The organism is Corynebacterium pyruviciproducens ATCC BAA-1742, assembly GCF_000411375.1.
Classification (GTDB): Bacteria; Actinomycetota; Actinomycetes; order Mycobacteriales; family Mycobacteriaceae; genus Corynebacterium; species Corynebacterium pyruviciproducens.
Window position 1 is genome coordinate 422,658 of record NZ_KE150448.1, and the last position, 15,599, is coordinate 438,256.

The 15,599-nt window shown below is 63.3% G+C and carries 18 protein-coding genes and 1 tRNA gene; 6 read left to right on the top strand and 13 right to left on the bottom strand.

Translation table 11 applies throughout. From position 1 onward, the window contains the following. Positions 1-377: 377 nt before the first annotated feature. The gene (locus tag HMPREF1219_RS11515; protein ID WP_016459104.1) at positions 378-947 is read right to left on the bottom strand and encodes a hypothetical protein; all 570 of its coding nucleotides are present in this window, start codon (positions 945-947) and stop codon (positions 378-380) included. Between the two features lie 150 nt (positions 948-1,097). Between HMPREF1219_RS11515 and HMPREF1219_RS11520 the strand changes: the two genes are divergently transcribed. Together HMPREF1219_RS11520 and HMPREF1219_RS11525 are read left to right on the top strand one after the other, a co-directional pair. Continuing rightward, positions 1,098-1,601 carry a phage holin family protein gene (locus tag HMPREF1219_RS11520; RefSeq protein WP_016459105.1) on the top strand — a complete coding sequence of 168 codons (504 nt, stop codon included), beginning with the start codon at positions 1,098-1,100 and terminating at the stop codon, positions 1,599-1,601. 1 nt (position 1,602) lies between these two features. Next, positions 1,603-1,983 carry an alpha/beta fold hydrolase gene (locus tag HMPREF1219_RS11525; RefSeq protein WP_016459106.1) on the top strand — a complete coding sequence of 127 codons (381 nt, stop codon included), beginning with the start codon at positions 1,603-1,605 and terminating at the stop codon, positions 1,981-1,983. Positions 1,984-2,006: 23 nt separating this feature from the next. Here the strand turns inward: HMPREF1219_RS11525 and HMPREF1219_RS11530 are convergent, their stop codons facing one another. From HMPREF1219_RS11530 to nth, 5 genes are all read right to left on the bottom strand, one after another. Next, positions 2,007-2,807, bottom strand: a complete 801-nt coding sequence (locus HMPREF1219_RS11530; protein WP_016459107.1) for a hypothetical protein — start codon at positions 2,805-2,807, stop codon at positions 2,007-2,009. Positions 2,808-2,893: 86 nt separating this feature from the next. Next, the gene (locus HMPREF1219_RS11535) at positions 2,894-4,072 is read right to left on the bottom strand and encodes a MarP family serine protease (RefSeq protein WP_016459108.1); all 1,179 of its coding nucleotides are present in this window, start codon (positions 4,070-4,072) and stop codon (positions 2,894-2,896) included. 13 nt (positions 4,073-4,085) lie between these two features. After that, entirely contained in the window at positions 4,086-4,748 is a 663-nt protein-coding gene (locus HMPREF1219_RS11540) for an NUDIX hydrolase (RefSeq protein WP_016459109.1), read from the bottom strand. Continuing rightward, on the bottom strand, positions 4,745-5,263 hold the full coding sequence (locus HMPREF1219_RS11545; protein ID WP_016459110.1) for a TlpA family protein disulfide reductase: 519 nt from the start codon (positions 5,261-5,263) through the stop codon (positions 4,745-4,747). The genes HMPREF1219_RS11540 and HMPREF1219_RS11545 overlap by 4 nt, the downstream gene beginning before the upstream one ends. After that, positions 5,260-5,877 carry an endonuclease III gene (nth, locus tag HMPREF1219_RS11550; RefSeq protein ID WP_016459111.1) on the bottom strand — a complete coding sequence of 206 codons (618 nt, stop codon included), beginning with the start codon at positions 5,875-5,877 and terminating at the stop codon, positions 5,260-5,262. The genes HMPREF1219_RS11545 and nth overlap by 4 nt, the downstream gene beginning before the upstream one ends. A gap of 216 nt (positions 5,878-6,093) precedes the next feature. On the opposite strand from nth, the gene glxR reads away from it, so the two are divergent. Beyond that, a complete protein-coding gene (gene glxR / locus HMPREF1219_RS11555) occupies positions 6,094-6,777 on the top strand; it encodes a CRP-like cAMP-activated global transcriptional regulator GlxR (protein ID WP_016459112.1) in 684 nt (227 codons plus the stop codon). A 362-nt stretch (positions 6,778-7,139) separates the two neighbouring features. Here glxR and HMPREF1219_RS11560 read toward each other — a convergent pair whose 3' ends face one another. The 4 genes from HMPREF1219_RS11560 to HMPREF1219_RS11570 form a co-directional block, all read right to left on the bottom strand. Continuing rightward, entirely contained in the window at positions 7,140-7,943 is an 804-nt protein-coding gene (locus HMPREF1219_RS11560) for an MBL fold metallo-hydrolase (protein ID WP_016459114.1), read from the bottom strand. Positions 7,944-7,952: 9 nt separating this feature from the next. Then, the gene (locus HMPREF1219_RS11565; protein WP_016459115.1) at positions 7,953-8,378 is read right to left on the bottom strand and encodes a RidA family protein; all 426 of its coding nucleotides are present in this window, start codon (positions 8,376-8,378) and stop codon (positions 7,953-7,955) included. Between the two features lie 2 nt (positions 8,379-8,380). Continuing rightward, on the bottom strand, positions 8,381-8,539 hold the full coding sequence (sp36, locus tag HMPREF1219_RS12915) for a Sp36 family protein (protein WP_143485512.1): 159 nt from the start codon (positions 8,537-8,539) through the stop codon (positions 8,381-8,383). 232 nt (positions 8,540-8,771) lie between these two features. Beyond that, positions 8,772-9,116, bottom strand: coding sequence for a WhiB family transcriptional regulator (locus tag HMPREF1219_RS11570; protein ID WP_016459117.1), 345 nt, complete (start codon positions 9,114-9,116; stop codon positions 8,772-8,774). Positions 9,117-9,309: 193 nt separating this feature from the next. On the opposite strand from HMPREF1219_RS11570, the gene HMPREF1219_RS11575 reads away from it, so the two are divergent. Beyond that, positions 9,310-11,619, top strand: coding sequence for a penicillin-binding protein (locus tag HMPREF1219_RS11575; RefSeq protein WP_156823313.1), 2,310 nt, complete (start codon positions 9,310-9,312; stop codon positions 11,617-11,619). Here HMPREF1219_RS11575 and HMPREF1219_RS11580 read toward each other — a convergent pair. Then, the gene (locus HMPREF1219_RS11580) at positions 11,602-12,045 is read right to left on the bottom strand and encodes a GatB/YqeY domain-containing protein (protein ID WP_016459119.1); all 444 of its coding nucleotides are present in this window, start codon (positions 12,043-12,045) and stop codon (positions 11,602-11,604) included. The two genes, HMPREF1219_RS11575 and HMPREF1219_RS11580, sit on opposite strands and share 18 nt — an antisense overlap. A 24-nt stretch (positions 12,046-12,069) precedes the next feature. Between HMPREF1219_RS11580 and HMPREF1219_RS11585 the strand changes: the two genes are divergently transcribed. Together HMPREF1219_RS11585 and HMPREF1219_RS11590 are read left to right on the top strand one after the other, a co-directional pair. Next, complete coding sequence (locus HMPREF1219_RS11585) at positions 12,070-12,909, top strand: metallophosphoesterase (RefSeq protein WP_016459120.1); 840 nt, start codon at positions 12,070-12,072, stop codon at positions 12,907-12,909. A gap of 52 nt (positions 12,910-12,961) precedes the next feature. Beyond that, a tRNA-Pro gene (locus HMPREF1219_RS11590) sits at positions 12,962-13,038 on the top strand. A 39-nt stretch (positions 13,039-13,077) separates the two neighbouring features. On the opposite strand, the gene HMPREF1219_RS11595 is transcribed toward HMPREF1219_RS11590, so the two are convergent. Next, positions 13,078-14,010 (bottom strand): PDDEXK family nuclease, encoded by a 933-nt coding sequence (locus tag HMPREF1219_RS11595; RefSeq protein ID WP_040427800.1) that lies wholly within the window; start codon positions 14,008-14,010, stop codon positions 13,078-13,080. 211 nt (positions 14,011-14,221) lie between these two features. Then, positions 14,222-15,577 (bottom strand): X-X-X-Leu-X-X-Gly heptad repeats protein, encoded by a 1,356-nt coding sequence (locus HMPREF1219_RS11600; RefSeq protein WP_016459122.1) that lies wholly within the window; start codon positions 15,575-15,577, stop codon positions 14,222-14,224. Between the last annotated feature and the right edge of the window lie 22 nt (positions 15,578-15,599).

Consider the following 15,599-nt stretch of genomic DNA (forward strand, 5'->3'; position numbering starts at 1 on the left):
CGCAACATCGACTACCTCATCAAACCCACGACAGTGGGATTCACACCCTCAATCCCCACGCGTGCAATCTTTTCGCGCGGGTAAGTGAAGTGAACATAAAGGACGGCCCGCACCTCGGGGGGGGATGGGTGCGGGCCGTCAGAATAACCCGGTCTCGGGGGGCGAACCGGGGCCGGCCACACTGTATATCGGGGCCGTGCAATACGAAGTATGACACACTTTTTTTCTCACGGCAAGACTTAGAGCAAATTTTTTTGTCTTGCGCCTCCGCTCACCTCCGCACGCGCCTGCCACAGGCCGGTTTGCCGTGTTCACGGCGTTTTACTCGGTTCAAAGGAGGAAAGGAATCGGGGGCATTCTGACGGTTGAGACACGTATTATTGGCGCGCGATCCCCGCGGCTTCGCACGCACCGGCAAACATCGCTTCCTCGTACAGCTGGTAGAGCGGCTGCGGGTCGGCGGGGTAGGCTTCCAGCGCCGTGATGAATCGCCCGCGATGCCGGTTGTAGTACACCTCCGGCACGCACAGTCCCTTGGGGTCGAGCCCGCTGACCATGGCAACAAGCCGGGACACAATGAGGCCCACCGCGAGCCCGTGGTCAAGGGCACCATAGGTTAGCCCCAGCGCGTCGGCGCCTGCCCCGGTGGGAGGGTCATGGGCGACCACGCCGGCGAGAGTGACGAGCCCGTCCGGTGCGCTGGGCACCCCGCTGCCGCCGAGCGTCACATCCAGCTTTGCCACAATGTGGAGCGGCTGGCGCACGAACGCGGCCAGCGGCGGGTCGAGCAACAGCGAGGCCGCGGAGGCGGCCACCTCCGCGTCGACCCCCGCGAGCGTGGAGATGAGCACCGCCCCGCGGGCCACCGATTCGGCGTTGGTCTGCCGCGGTTTCAGCCGGTGAACACGGGCGACCTCCGCGACGAGGTGGTCCGATGCGAGTAACATGTGTGCCAGAATAGTCGGTGACGGCTACACTGTAAGATTGATATACCTATTAGCGTTGCAATCAGCGTGATCGCCGATTTCGGCTGATGGCGTGATTGCAGCGGACAATGTAGGAAATGTAAGACAGCTAGGACACGTAAAGGACACCACGTGAGCAACAACGACGGACTATACACCGACCCGAACGAGCCTGTAGCAACTCGCGTTAACTCGATCCCGCTGCACGACGTGGACACTCGCCCCGCCGGCAAGGGTTCGATTGGGGACCTCGTATCCGATGCCACCAGCCAGATCTCCACGCTGGTTCGTTCCGAGATCGAATTAGCCAAGGCGGAGATTACCGGCGAGGCAAAGAAGGCCGGGCTCGGCGGAGGCCTCCTTGGCGCCGCTGGCGTGATTGCCTTGTTCTCCCTTTTCTTCTTCTTCGTGTTCCTCGCTGAGCTGCTCACCCTGTGGATCGCCCGCTGGGCGGCATGGCTCATCATCTTCATCGTCATGCTCGTTGTCGCCGCGGTCCTCGCCGTGGTGGGGCTCAAGAAGCTGAAGACGATCAAGGCCCCCAAGAAGACGGTGGAATCCGTCCAGGAGATGAAGAACCTCGTTCCTGGCAAGGCCACCAAGAACCTGGAGCAGGGCCGGGGACTGTACTCCTAACGTGTACCTGTACCAACGAGGCATCCGCTTGCACTACACAAGCGGGTGCCTTTCGCACGTCTACCTCTCCCTGGGGCCCACCCACCCGACAGCAACGACGTTGACGCTGCGGGGGTTTGGGGAATCCGACCAGCCGCCGCGGGGCTACTCGGTGAACACGTTCGCCGCGGACATCGCCCGTGCCATTCCCCGCATCGCCACCGCCCCGGTCACGCTCATTGCGCCCAACCGGAACGTGGAGAAGATCGCCCGCATGGTGAAGCAGAAGCACCCCGAGCTTGTAAAAAGGGTGGAATGCGAGAATCCGCACTCCACCTACTTTGATCTGCGCTCCCCTGCCACGCGCGTGCTCACCCGCGTGGCTTTTACGCGACGCCGGTAAGCGACTCTGTGACACGCCGGCATCTACAGCACGGGCAGCCCCGGCGCGACCGGCAAGTGCTGCAGCCCTGGGATGTGGTTGAGGGCCGCGTTGTACACGGTGCCGAGGATGTCGTAGGCGATGAGCGCCCCCACGAGTGAGGCCAGCGTGAGCCCCACGATGAGGCCCACCCTCACGGTCTGCCCCTCGGGGTTGGTGTAGTCGGTTTCCATGACGGTGCTCAGGGCGGAGCTCGTCTGCTCCTGCTCGTCCTTCGACTCCGCCATGGCGGACAGCGCTGCGGCCCAGTTGTCGACGGAGATGTCTGCCTTCAGCCCGTCGAGGCAGTCCTGCTGCGAGGTGACGAGCGCACGCAGCGCCGTGACGGTTGTGGTGTCGACGCTGCCGGGGTGCTTCGCCACAAACTCAAGCAGGCCCGTCATCCCCTTCCCGGTGGGGTCGGTAAGCCGTTGCGGCAGCACGGTGGCGTAGTGCAGGAGGGTGAAGGACTGCGGTGCGTTGAGTGTGGGGAAGGTTTCCTTGGCCAGGAAGATGGCATCGCTGGGGTTGTCTAGCTTGTCGACGATCTTTTGCTTCTTCTCCCTGGACGTGGTCGGGTCGGAGTAGGCCGCCAGCTCCTCGGGCGAGATTCCTGCCTTACCTACGAGGTAGTCCTGGTAGGCCTGGGAAGCGGTTTCCATCGCCTTGGAGAGGGAGTCGATTTCCCCGGCCTGCGCTGCGAGGACACAGCGGCTGTCCTCCAGCTTGTATTCGGCCGCGTGTGCGGGGACAACACAGCCCATAGCGAGGGCGGTGGCGGAGGCGATGGCGATTGTTTTCTGCATTATTTCTGGCTTTCTACGCAAAGAGGTGCAACAATTTTCATCCTATTCCCACCTCATCGCCCGTGGGCCGGAAACTGCACGCGGTGTTAGGCCACGCACGCGCCGGTATCCACGGCGGCGGCGGAGAACTCGCCGATGGTGGAGATCACCTCGTCGGCGGACAGCGCATACCCGGTTTCAGACTCGTCCACGGCCGTGCCGAAGATGACGCCGAGGACATCGCCGTCGGTGGTGAGAAGTGGCCCGCCGGAATTGCCGTGGCGGATCGTCCCGCGCAGCGAGTAGGCCTCCCTGTCCACCCGGGTGGTGGCGTAGATGTTCGGCCCGTTGACGATGATCTTGTCGCGGATGCGCACCGGCCGGGCCTCAAACGGTCCACCCTCGGGGAACCCCATGACCACTGCGTCATCGCCGGTGGACGCGGCGTCCTCGGCCCACTGCAATGCGGGCAGATCGAGGCCCGCGGAGTGGAGGACGGCGAGGTCCGTATCGGGATCGTAGAACACGACAGTGGCCTCCACGGTGCCGTTGACCGTCTCCACGTGGACGGTGTCGGTGCCGGCGACCACATGGGCGTTGGTGAGAATCGTGTCCGGGGAGATGACGAAACCGGAACCCATGAGCCGACGCGAGCACTGGGGGGCGTCGGCAAGCACATACACCACCGAGGGACGAACACGATCAACCATGGCGGTGTCGTCGATAAGAATGTTCGGGGGCTCCACCTCCCGCGCGCCGGTGAACGGCGAGACCAGCGGCGGCAGGCCCGATTCCGAGAGCGTGGCGGCGAGGCGGGCGGGCAGGTTATCAATCACCGGCGGGGTGAGCTGATCCACGGCAGTGAGCACGCGGGAGTTGGAGAGCCCCTCCCCCACCGGGCCGGTAACGCGACCGACGAGCGGCGTTGCCACAAACCACACGACGAGCAGCAGCGCGAACACCTGGAACACGGCCCCCAGCAGAGAGTCCACCGTCATGGCGGTCCGGGTGCGGATCGACTGGCGCAGTCTGGAACCCGCCAACCCGCCGAGGAGGTTGCCGATCCCCGCGATGAGCACCATCACTCCGATGCCGAGCAGCAGCGTGAGAGTGGGGTTGGCGGTGTAGTTGGCCACGAGCGGCAAGAGGGCCACAGACAGCACGATGCCGCTGACCACCCCCACCGCGGACAGCACAGACGCGAACGCGCCCTGCCGCCACCCGAAGAAGAAGGTGACACAGCTGGCAAACGCGATGATGAGGTCGGCGTTGAGTGCGGGGGACATAACAGTGAGAATGTTAGCGAAGTCGTTCCCCGTTACGCGAACGGTGAATCGCTGTGGTGAGGTCGGTGACTGTCTGATCCCAGGGCCGCTCCCACCCGGCACCACGGAACACGGCACTCAGCAGGCCCGCCGTGAAGCCCCACACCACGTACCCGTTGATCGAAAATGCCGGGCCTTTCCACCCACCGTGGCCCACCATCATCCGGTTTTCCGGGTCAAGAAGGTGGAAAAGAGGCGCCTCAAAAACGTCGTCGGTTTCATCGAGGCTGGCCGGATACACTTCCTCCGGCTCCACCCAATAGCCGATGATCGGGTGAATGGGGTACCCGGAGCGCCGGATGTGCACCTCGTCGAGCTTCACCACGGGTTGCACGGTGTCCGGATCCAGGCCCGTCTCCTCCCACGCCTCCCGCAGCGCCGTGTGCACCGGGCTGTCATCGGTGGGATCGGTGCGCCCGCCGGGAAAGGCAATCTGGCCCGAGTGCGTCCGCATGGTGGGGTTACGGTGTGTGAGCAGCACGCCGGCATCGCGCGGCAGTGTCTCCGCCTCGCTATCGCCGGAAAACAGCATGAGCACCGCAGCCTCCCGGTCACGGTTGGTGGCCCGTTGGTGGCCCAGCAGGTTGTTGATGGCAGGCGCGCTGTGAGCAACGTGGGCCATCCACGGGGGAATCATGGCAGCTCCTTTATCGGCCCGGCGTGGATCTCGTCGCCGATGAGGGTGATGGGCACCACGTTGGGCAGCGAGAGCGTCCCGGCGAAGGTGCCGTCGGTATCTGAGTAGCTGGGCAGGGTGATGCCCATCTCTGTGAGCATCGCGGCCCCCTTGGCGGCGTTGGAATCGGCGTGCACGAGGACGACGGTCCAGTCCGGGTGTGCATCCGCGAACTCTTGGATCAGCGGCAGCTCCTCCCGGCACGGCTCGCACCACCAGGCCCACACGTTAACCAGTGTTTTTTGCTTGTCCGCAGCCTCCGCGCCGTCCTTCACCGTCCCGCCGAGGCACTGAAGTTCCACTCCATGAACCTCGCGCAGGGGGCAGTCCGGGCGAGGCGCTACCTCGGCCGAGGTGGCGGCTACCGACGCATCATCAGTTGCCGGTGCCTGCGACATGAGGTGTGGCACTCCCACAATGAGGGCCGCAATGATGACGATCGCGCCGACGATGGACCAGCCGATTGTTTTGTTCATACTCCCACCTTGGGGCAGAGATCCTCGAGAACGCATTCCTCGCAGCGGGGCGCGCGGGCAGTGCACACGCGCCTGCCGTGAAAGATGAGGCGGTGGGAGAACATCGTCCACTCGCTCGGGTTGAGAAGCGGCATGACTTGCTTTTCCACGGTCACTGGGTTGCTCGATGTGGTGATGCCAAGGCGCCTCATCAATCGCAAGAAATGAGTGTCCACAGTCAGACCGGGAACGCCGAAGGCATTGCCCAGGACCACGTTGGCGGTCTTCCGGCCGATGCCCGGGAGCTCGACGAGCTCATCCAGCGTGTGGGGCATCTCCCCGCCGTAGCGCTCCACCACTTCGTTGGCCATGGCAACAATGCTCTTGGCCTTGTTGCGGAAGAATCCCGTCGAGCGGATGAGCTCCTCCACATGGTGCACGTCGGCGGCCGCCATGGAGGCAGCATCGGGGTAATCGTGGAACAGCGCCGGGGTGACCTTGTTCACGCGCACGTCGGTGCACTGGGCCGACAAAATTGTCGCCACGGCGAGCTGGAACGGGGTGGCGTAGTTCAGCTCGCAGTGCGCGTCGGGGTGCTCCTTGGCAAGCCGCGCGTTGATGCATTCGACGGTCATAGTTTCCACCTTAGCGGGAGGTAACTAAGCTAGCGTGCATGATCTTTGTGTTCTCGCTTCTGGTACCCGTCCTCCTCGGACTTTTTGCCATCGGTATGGAGTTCTACGAAAAAATTTGTACCCGTAAGTGACGAAAATTCCTCACTCACCCTTTAGTGACCTATCACATAGTGTACAGTGTGAAATGTAACTTTTGTAGGCATTGAAGGAGCGAAAATGGAATCTGTCCAGGAAGTTCTCTCACGGGCGGGCATCTTCCAAGGTGTCGACCCCGTGGCGGTTAACAACCTCATCAAGGATCTGGAGACCATCCGTTTCGGCCGGGGAACCACCATTTTTGAGGAGGGCGACCCCGGCAGCCGCCTGTACATCATCACCTCCGGCAAGGTGAAGCTTGCCCGCCACGCCAACGATGGCCGCGAGAACCTCCTGCAAGTTATGGGCCCCTCCGACATGTTCGGCGAGCTGTCCATCTTCGATCCCGGCCCGCGCACCTCGTCCGCCGTGTGCGTCACCGATGTCCAAGCCGCCACGATGAATGCCGACCAACTGCGCGAGTGGCTCGCATCGCACCCGGAGATCGCTGAGCAGCTCCTGCGCGTGTTGGCCCGCCGTCTGCGCCGCACGAACAACAATCTTGCCGATCTCATTTTCACCGATGTTCCCGGCCGCGTGGCCAAGACGATCCTGCAACTGGCCAACCGCTTCGGCCAGCACGAAAACGGTGTCCTCCGCGTCAATCACGACCTCACCCAGGAGGAGATCGCCCAACTTGTTGGCGCCTCCCGCGAGACCGTGAACAAGGCCCTGGCCACCTTCGCCCACCGCAACTGGATCCAGCTCGAGGGCAAGTCCATCGTCATCCTGCAAACCGAGGCCCTCGCCCGTCGCGCGCACTAGTTCATTAAAACCGGGAGACCCTCAGTATCGAACGATACTGAGGGTCTTGTTATGCATTTTCCATTGAACATAAATCAATGGAGACGTACTCTAGGCACCACTACGACACCTAGAAAGGGACGATCATGCACCTACCCAAGGATTACAACCTCCCCAAACGATTGGTTCTCGCAGCCCTGGTCATTATCCTAACTGTTCTCGCCGTTCACGCTGTTGTGCCACAGTGGATTGTGACTGTAGGATCGCTACTTTTGCTAGTCCTCATCTTCGTGTGGTTGTAGCCGTTGGATCCATATTGCACAGGCGGACATGAATAAAGCACAACCGAGCCTTGGCCGGTTGTGCTATTCCTAGCCTGCGGCCTAATCGTGCTCATGAATGTAACGCAGCGTCACGCGGGTGGACTGCTCGGCGTTATCGCGGAGCACCGGGTCGACGTTGTCGTACACACGATCCACGATGTCGCGTACCTTCGCATCCGGGCCGAGAACCTTCAGGGCCTCGCGGACCTGCTTGAGGCGATACTCGCGCCGCTCAATGTAGCGCGCCGCAAGATCGGCGGTGTCCGGGTGATCCGGGCCGTGGCCGGGCAGCAGGGGAATGCCCTTGCCTCGCTCGACGAGCATGTGCAGCGACTGAAGGTACTGGGCCAAGTCGCCGTCCGTCTCGGAGATCATCGAGGTGTGGCGGCCGACGATCGTGTCGCCGGTGATGATGCCCTCCACCTTGTCATCCGTGCCGTGGACGAAGAAGCACGTCGAGTGCGCGGTATGGCCCGGGGTGGCAACCACTTCCACGCGCGGGGTGACTCCGTCGATGTCGATGATCTCTTCGTCGACAAGCGGAGAACCGTCGACACAGTAACGGGGGTCCAGAGAGCGAACCGGGGCCCCAGTCATCTGGGCGAAGCGCTCCGCGCCGCCGGCGTGGTCCTGGTGACGGTGGGTGAGCAGGATGAGCGCCACGTGGTCCGCCTTGGATTGCAGGACGTTGAGGTGGCCCTCGTCATGTGGGCCAGGATCGATGACGATGGAGTTCGGGTCACCCGGCGCGCGTACCACCCACGAGTTCGTGCCTTCCAGGGAGGAGTACCCGGCGTTGGGGCACAGGACTACGCCGATGTTTTCCGTCACCGGGCGAAGCAGACTGTAAGCAGGATGTTGCATCGTTGACCCTTAAAATTCCACGATGAGTTCGATTTCAACGGGCGCGTCCATCGGCAGCTCAGCAACGCCGACGGCGGAGCGAGCGTGCACGCCCTTCTCCCCCAAAACCTCTTCCATGAGCTCAGAGGCACCGTTGACCACTGCGGGCTGGGCGTTGAAGCCGGGGGCCGAGTTGACAAAGCCGACGATCTTCACCACGCGGGTGACCTTGTCCAGGTCTACCTCGTTGTTGATCGCGGCGAGCGCGTTGAGGGCCGCCGTGCGGGCGAGGTCGTAGGCCTCTTCCTGCGTCACCTCGGCACCCACCTTGCCTGTCTTTTCCAGCTTGCCTTCCACAAACGGCAGCTGGCCGGAGGTGTACACATAGTGGCCCGTGACTACAGCCGGGGTGTAGGCGGCGACGGGCTTTGCCACCTCAGGAAGCGTGATATCCATACTTAGTCCTTCCGTGGCCGCTTCATGTAGGCCACAACGTTTTCGGGGTTCGGACCTGGCATGACGGTTACCAGCTCCCAGCCGTCCTCACCCCACGTATCCAGGATTTGCTTGGTCGCGTGCGTGAGCAGCGGAACTGTGGCGTATTCCCATTTGGTCATGTCAGTCATAACCCATATCTTAGGTGAAAACCGTGCATGTTTCCGGCCCACCGTTTCCCCCGCCCAAGGCAGGCGGCAACCGGTGCGGTATCCGGCCCGGTTTCCCCGGCCACGTGGCGGATACTGCCTGCCGGGCCGGGTAGTGCACGTGGAGCCCGCGGCCCCCGCCCTGCTGCCGCAGAAAAAATGGCCCGGCGGGAAATCATCCCACCGGGCCCGCATTAAGCGATAGTTAGATATCTTCGAGCTGGCCGCCCATGGCAAAGAACTGGGCCCAACTCTTCACGTTCGGATGCAGGCGCAACGCTGCGCGACGCTGGCGCTCCGTCAGTCCGCCCCACACGCCAAACTCCACGCGATTATCAAGGGCATCTGCCCTGCAATCGATCATAACCGGACAATCCTGGCAAATCTGGGCTGCTTCTCGCTGCGCGGCACCCTTAACAAACAGTGCATCTGGGTCGCCTTCGCGGCAGCGAGCTTGGGTAATCCACTTTCCACGTTCCGGGTCGAACTTGCGGGAGGAACCTACCAGGTAGGGGCTCCTGCGACGGCGTCGGATAAGTGAGGTGGTCATTCGCTGTCCTCCTTACAATTGTGCTTCCCTATACGGTTAGCCTATTCACAGCATGGGTACCTTGTCTAATACGTCACACCATTGTTGAACAGTTGCTACCCCCGTTTGTCACACCTCCCACTAGAGTATAGGCGTGCGAGCATTAACCTCACTAGCCCAAATCCTCACCGCCATTGTCCTGGCCGGTGTGCTCATGGCGCTTGCCCTCGCCCCGGTAGCGGGACTATCGGGCATCGCCGTGGCGCGGACGCAGGAAGCGATGGAGACCGGGTTGGCCGACCTCACCGACGGCACCACACCTGGCGTGACCACGGTGTACGACGGCGAGAACAAACCCATCGCCTGGCTGTACAAGCAACGCAGATTCGAGGTCCCCGCCGATCAGATCGCCCAGCCGATGAAGGACGCCATCGTGTCCATCGAGGACCGGCGCTTTTACGAGCACGACGGCGTGGACTGGACCGGCACGCTGCGCGCCATGGTGACCAACCTGCTCTCCGGCAGCGTGCGCCAGGGTGCCTCCACCCTCGACCAGCAGTACGTGAAGAACTACATGTACCTGGTCAACGCGGACACGGAGGAAGAGGCGGCCGCCGCCGTGGAGACGAGCTACGCCCGCAAGCTCCGAGAGATGAAGATGGCCAGCGAGCTGGACAAGAATTTGTCTAAGGAGGAGATCCTCGCCCGCTACCTCAACCTCGTCCCCTACGGCAACGGGGCGTTCGGCATCGAGGCAGCCGCGCGCACGTACTTCAACACGTCGGCGGCACAGCTCACCGTGCCGCAGGCAGCGATGCTCGCGGGCCTGGTTCAATCCACCTCCGGGCTCGACCCGTACACCAACCCCGAGGGCGCCCTCGAGCGGCGCAACACTGTCTTAGAGACGATGGCGGAAACAGGCGCGATCCCGCAGGCCGATGTCGCCCGCTACCAGGCGGAACCACTCGGCGTGCTGCCGGAACCACAGGGCCTCCCCCAGGGGTGCATCACCGCCGGCGATCTCGGGTTCTTCTGCGATTACGTGCTCAACTACCTGGATGGCAAGGGGATCTCCACAGACGATCTGCTGAAGAGCTCGTACGAGATCCACACCACCATCGACCCGGCCATGCAGGCGCGCACGAAGCAGAGCGTCGACCAATACGCCAACCCCACCACGCCCGGCGTGGCGGAGACCATGAACGTGATCAACCCGGGCGACAAGCGCGAGGTGGTGGCCATGGCCAACTCCCGCAGCTACGGGCTCGACGCGGAGAATTTCGAAACGGTCCTTCCGCTCACCGCGAGCACACTGGGCAGCGGCGCGGGATCCGTGTTCAAGATCTTCACCGCCGCCACCGCGCTCAAGGAGGGCATCGGCATCGATACCGTCCTCCAGGTTCCCGCGCGCGTGGAGAAATCCGGCATGGGCTTCGGCGGGGCCAAGAACTGCCCGCCCGGCATGTACTGCGTGGAAAACGCCGGCACGTACAAGCCGCAGATGACGCTGCGGGAGGCGCTCGCGCTCTCCCCCAACACCACGTTTGTCAACCTCATCGAGGCGGTCGGGGTGGAGGACACCGTCAACATGGCCGTCGACCTCGGCCTGCGCAGCTACAAGGAGGGCATCGCCCGCGACGTGATCGACCACAACTCCGGCTCGTTCACTCTCGGTCCGACGCCGGTCAACCCGCTCGAGCTCACCAACGTCGCCGCCACGCTCGCCTCCGGTGGCCGCTGGTGCGAACCCACTCCGATCCGGTCCATCACTGAGGCGGGCAAGCCCGTCCATCTCGACGTCCCCGCGTGCGAGGATGTTCTCGAGCCCGGGCTCGCCGGTGCTCTCTCACTCGCGCTTTCCGACGATCTGACCAAGGGAACCGCCTCCACCACCGGCAAGGCGATGAACTGGCAGGCCCCGGCCTCGTCCAAGACGGGGACGACGGAATCCCACCAGTCCTCCGCCTTCCTCGGCTACAACACCGGGTTCGCCGCCTCCACCTACATCTTCAACGACGGCCAGGTGAACACCCCGCTGTGCACCGCGCCGCTGCGCCAGTGCCAGGACGGCACCCTCTACGGCGGCATGGAAGCAACCGCCACCTGGGTCAACGTGGCCAACCAGACGGCCTCGGCCACCTCGGGGACGCTCCCCCAGGCAGATTCCCGCTACAACTCCGGCACCGCCACCCTCCCCAATGTGGCAGGGCTCAGCAAGGACGCCGCCACCAAGCGCCTCAAGGACGCCGGCTACAAGGTCTCCACCACAACGTACGCCCCCGGCAACGGCACCCCCAGGGAGCGCGCCCTCTACGCCCGCTTCGACGGTCTCGCCCACACCGGTGCCTCCGTTACCCTTGTGCTTTCCGACGGAACGAAGGCGGCCCCCACCCCCACCTCGACAGCACCCACCCCTCAGGTGCCAGGCACCCCCCAGACACCACAGGCACCCACCGGCCCCTCGGATAAAGACCTCGAAGAACTGGCGAATGCCGTGGACAATCTCCTACGCGAGTTTGGCTAACTCGGCCCGGACGGCCTCGCTCAACCGCTTGCCGTCCACACGGCCAGCGGCCTTTTCCTTGGCGGCCTTCATCGCGGGACCCATGGAGGGGGTGTCCTTAACAACCTCGGCCACCAGGGACGCCAGCTCGTCGTCGGAAAGCTGAGTGGGCTGGAACTCGGAGATCACCTTGGCCTCGGCGAGCTCGTTCTCCGCGAGCTCAGGGCGACCGTTCTGCTCGTAGATCTCGGCGGATTCCTTGCGTTTCTTAATCTCGCGCGCAACAACGGCCAGCACATCCTGGTCCGTCAACTCGTGTTTGGAGCCCTTCGTCTCCTCGTTGCCGATTTCCGAAACCAACATGCGCAACGTGTTCGTGCGCTCCTTGTCCCGGGCCTTCATCGCGGCGGTCATTTCTTTACGGATACGATCCTTCAATTCACTCATAAGCGCTAGCGTAGTCTGTTACCTATGAAGAAGTTGCTGCCCGCCACCCTCCTCCCCGCCGCTGCTCTCACCGCCTGGGGATACTCCGAGCTCACCAACTTCCAGCTCAAGGAAGTGACCGTTCCCGGGCCCACGTGCACCATCCTTCACATCTCCGACCTCCACATGCTGCCGGGCCAGAAAAAGAAGATCGAGTTCGTTCACTCGCTTGCCGATCTCCGCCCCGACCTCGTCATCAACACCGGCGACAACCTCTCCGACCCGAAGGGCCTGCCCGGCGCGATCCAGGCCCTCACGCCGCTGCTGCAATTTCCCGGCGCGTTCTGCTTCGGCACCAACGACTACTTCGGCCCGCGCCTAGTCAACCCGTTCGGCTACCTGCTGGGCCGCAAACGGAAAGTGAGCACGCGCGAAAACGATTGGCGCAGCCTCCGCTCCGTCTTCGTCGAGCACGGCTGGCACGACGTGAACAATGCCCGCGCCGCCTTCAAGCTCGGAGATCTCAAGGTCTCCATCGGCGGCGTCGATGACCCCCACCACGACCTCGACGAGTACCCCGGCCCACCCCACGACGGCGCCGAACTCAAGCTCGCCGTCCTCCACGCGCCGGAACCCCGCGTGCTCGACCAGTTCGAAGCCGACGGCTACCAGCTGGCGCTTTGCGGCCACACCCACGGCGGGCAGATCTGCCTCCCTGGTGGGCACACCATCGTCACCAACTGCGGCATCGACCGCGACCGCGCCAAGGGGCTCAGCAATTATGGCTCCATGAGGCTCCACGTCTCCCAGGGGCTCGGCACCGCCAAATTCGCCCCGGTACGCCTGTGGTGCCCGCCCGCAGCAACCCTCATCCATATGGGTTAACCTGCCGTTTTGCCCCAAGTGCCGGTTGTGCTCTACTATAACGTGGTGTCCACGGGATATGGCGCAGCTTGGTAGCGCGCCTCGTTCGGGACGAGGAGGTCGCAAGTTCAAATCTTGTTATCCCGACCAAGACGAGCCCCCTTGAGTGTCACACTCAAGGGGGCTTCCTCAATCCTGCTTCCGCCAGAGCTCAGACGGGTACACATGGCCCTCGTTTTGTTTGAGCGCAGCTTGCAAGTTTTCTACCCATTCCTCGGTTCGGAAGCTCTTCGCCGTTATCCGCACCACGCGGATCCCCAAACTGACGAGGCGCCGTTCTCTGTCCCGCTCGTCATTAACGGCGGTAATCGCATCAACGTTGAACTCGCCGTGGATCTTACCCTTTCCATCATATTCCACCACCACGGATTGATCAGGGAAAAAGAAATCCACCCGTGCCACCCACACCATATCGGCCGAGTAAATCTCCGCCTGTTGGTAAAACCCGCCAAACCCCAGCTGGTACAGCCGCACCTTCACCTCCGCCTCGCGGTAGCTTTCGGATCCCCCATCAATGAGCCCCACCGCCTCACATGCCACTTTTTCTCCCGTGCAGTGTGTTCTCAGTGCCAACGCGCGCTCCAGCTCCACCGCATCCGTGAACTTGCGACGAACAAAGCTCTCCCCCTCACACACGCCACGTGCCAAACCATGCCAACGGGCGATATCCACCACCGTCAGCGCAGGCGAAGTGAGCCTCATCGGGTAGCCGTTCCACTCGTACTCGGTAGTGCCGAGGGCTGTGACATGCCGTGCAATAACCCCCGGATTCGTGCAGTACTGCCGGCCTCTTACTTCCGGCACGTAATGGTAAAGGTCTACCTCCGGAAGATGCCACATCGCCGCCGCCGACTTCCCCACCAGGGTCTTACCAGATATCCCCAGTGCAAGTGACCGGGTCAACGCCTGCTCGCCGGGCCGCAGCCTTTCAAAACTATCACGCGGATAGTAGATCCCGCACGCGAGCTTCACCAGCCGCCCCGCCAGGTTCCGGTGAGAAACTTGCTGCCGTTCCCATGACGATAGCCGTGTCGTAAAAATGAATTCCTCCCCGAATGTCATGCCCTCATTCTGACACCACTGCCTTCACTCCGCGAGCCGAAACCCCCTCCCCCCTAAAATTTAGGGCGCGATCCAGCGATGAAAATCAACCGACCTGGGAAAACGTCGATTCGGTAAATTAATCGCGCCCTAAACTTTAGGGAGGGTGCCCACAACCGCAGCAGCCCTACGCAAGAGCGCAGGAAAAGAAACTATGCAGCGCTCCCCACAGCTACGCCAGCTGCTCGTCCCGCGTGGTTGCGAGCAGCCCGCCGGATACCGCAGCCAAAGCCACGAGCACGGCGAGGCACACCCAGATGATCGTCTGGTTACCGCCGTTGCCCATAGCGGTGATGGCGGCGGTGGGGTAGTTGAGCGGCATAACGCCCGCGAGCACGCGTGCCCACAAGGCGGAGCCGCCGGAGGTGAGCGACTGCCACACCCAGCCGGTAACGCCTGCCTGCACGAGCGTGCCGGCTAGCACCACGGCGTATCCGATCTGTCCAAAGTACCTGGTCAACAGGGTGGCGGAGAGTGTTCCCACGGCGGCGGTCAGGGCGAGCGCCACGGCGATTCCGGTAATCGCCAGCGGGGACAGCGCGGTGCCGAGGAGCCACACGAGGAGCAGGCCCAAGGCAACGATGGCCACGTTGGAGCCCACCTTCCACCACAGCGGCAGGCGCGTGAGCCCGACGAAAGCGGCGCCGATGAGGACGATGAGGCTGACGAGGAAGGAATACAGCGGTGGCAGGAACTCGGAGGGTTCCTCCTCCGCCTCCACGACAGGGAGGACAGGAATCGCCCGGGCCGTGCCCTTGGCGTTGTCCGTGGATTTCTGAGCCATGGCGTCGACACGGGTGGCTCCGGCGTTGAGGTCGTCGGCACCCTGCTTGGCCTGGTCCACGCCGCTTTGGAGGGTGGCGAGGCCGTCGGCAAGCTGCTTGGAGGCCTGGGTGGCCGTGTAGATGCCGTCGTGGTACTGGGAGCCGTTCTTGCCCAGCTGGTTGGCTATCTCGCGGGAGCCGGAGCGCAGCTGCGCGAGCTGGTCGACCATGTTCGCGTCGAACTCGAAGTTCTCCACCTGGGGGCGCACCTCGGCGAGGCGGGCGCGGGCCTCTTTGGCGTCGGGGAGCGGGTTCTTGGCCAGGTCGGCATCGGTCTCGTCGATCATGGCGAGGAGCTGTTGCTGGATGACACCGATTTGGTTGACGTAGCCAACAGCCTGCTCGACTCCGTCGGCGACGCGGGTGGCGCCGTCGGCAAGCTGGGCGGTGCCGGCCTGGAGCTGGACCATCCCCTGGTTGAGCTGCTGGGCGCCGCTGGCGGCGGTGCCGGCACCGGAGGACAGTTCGCCCATGCCGTCGGAAAGCTGCTTGGAGCCGTCGACGAGCTCCTTCGTGCCTCGTTTAACAAAATCGGCCTGCGTGGAGGCCTCACCGGCGGCGCGACGGGCCGGGACGAGATCCGCACCGGAGACCATGGGGACGGGCGCGCCCTCGTCCTCACTCCACGTGGAGGCGAGGTCAGTGACGAAGAAGGCGCCCACTGCGAGGGGCACCAGGAGCAGCAATGCCAGGAGCCGTTTCATAAAAGATAAAGGTAGTAAAGGT

What these genes read in the sequence shown, in the direction of transcription:
- HMPREF1219_RS11515 (WP_016459104.1), bottom strand. Translation starts at nt 947, where the DNA reads ATGTTACTCGCATCGGACCACCTCGTCGCGGAGGTCGCCCGTGTTCAC.
- HMPREF1219_RS11530 (WP_016459107.1), bottom strand. Translation starts at nt 2,807, where the DNA reads ATGCAGAAAACAATCGCCATCGCCTCCGCCACCGCCCTCGCTATGGGC.
- HMPREF1219_RS11535 (WP_016459108.1), bottom strand. Translation starts at nt 4,072, where the DNA reads ATGTCCCCCGCACTCAACGCCGACCTCATCATCGCGTTTGCCAGCTGT.
- HMPREF1219_RS11540 (WP_016459109.1), bottom strand. Translation starts at nt 4,748, where the DNA reads ATGATTCCCCCGTGGATGGCCCACGTTGCTCACAGCGCGCCTGCCATC.
- HMPREF1219_RS11545 (WP_016459110.1), bottom strand. Translation starts at nt 5,263, where the DNA reads ATGAACAAAACAATCGGCTGGTCCATCGTCGGCGCGATCGTCATCATT.
- nth (WP_016459111.1), bottom strand. Translation starts at nt 5,877, where the DNA reads ATGACCGTCGAATGCATCAACGCGCGGCTTGCCAAGGAGCACCCCGAC.
- glxR (WP_016459112.1), top strand. Translation starts at nt 6,094, where the DNA reads ATGGAATCTGTCCAGGAAGTTCTCTCACGGGCGGGCATCTTCCAAGGT.
- HMPREF1219_RS11560 (WP_016459114.1), bottom strand. Translation starts at nt 7,943, where the DNA reads ATGCAACATCCTGCTTACAGTCTGCTTCGCCCGGTGACGGAAAACATC.
- HMPREF1219_RS11565 (WP_016459115.1), bottom strand. Translation starts at nt 8,378, where the DNA reads ATGGATATCACGCTTCCTGAGGTGGCAAAGCCCGTCGCCGCCTACACC.
- sp36 (WP_143485512.1), bottom strand. Translation starts at nt 8,539, where the DNA reads ATGACCAAATGGGAATACGCCACAGTTCCGCTGCTCACGCACGCGACC.
- HMPREF1219_RS11570 (WP_016459117.1), bottom strand. Translation starts at nt 9,116, where the DNA reads ATGACCACCTCACTTATCCGACGCCGTCGCAGGAGCCCCTACCTGGTA.
- HMPREF1219_RS11575 (WP_156823313.1), top strand. Translation starts at nt 9,310, where the DNA reads ATGGCGCTTGCCCTCGCCCCGGTAGCGGGACTATCGGGCATCGCCGTG.
- HMPREF1219_RS11580 (WP_016459119.1), bottom strand. Translation starts at nt 12,045, where the DNA reads ATGAGTGAATTGAAGGATCGTATCCGTAAAGAAATGACCGCCGCGATG.
- HMPREF1219_RS11585 (WP_016459120.1), top strand. Translation starts at nt 12,070, where the DNA reads ATGAAGAAGTTGCTGCCCGCCACCCTCCTCCCCGCCGCTGCTCTCACC.
- HMPREF1219_RS11595 (WP_040427800.1), bottom strand. Translation starts at nt 14,010, where the DNA reads ATGACATTCGGGGAGGAATTCATTTTTACGACACGGCTATCGTCATGG.
- HMPREF1219_RS11600 (WP_016459122.1), bottom strand. Translation starts at nt 15,577, where the DNA reads ATGAAACGGCTCCTGGCATTGCTGCTCCTGGTGCCCCTCGCAGTGGGC.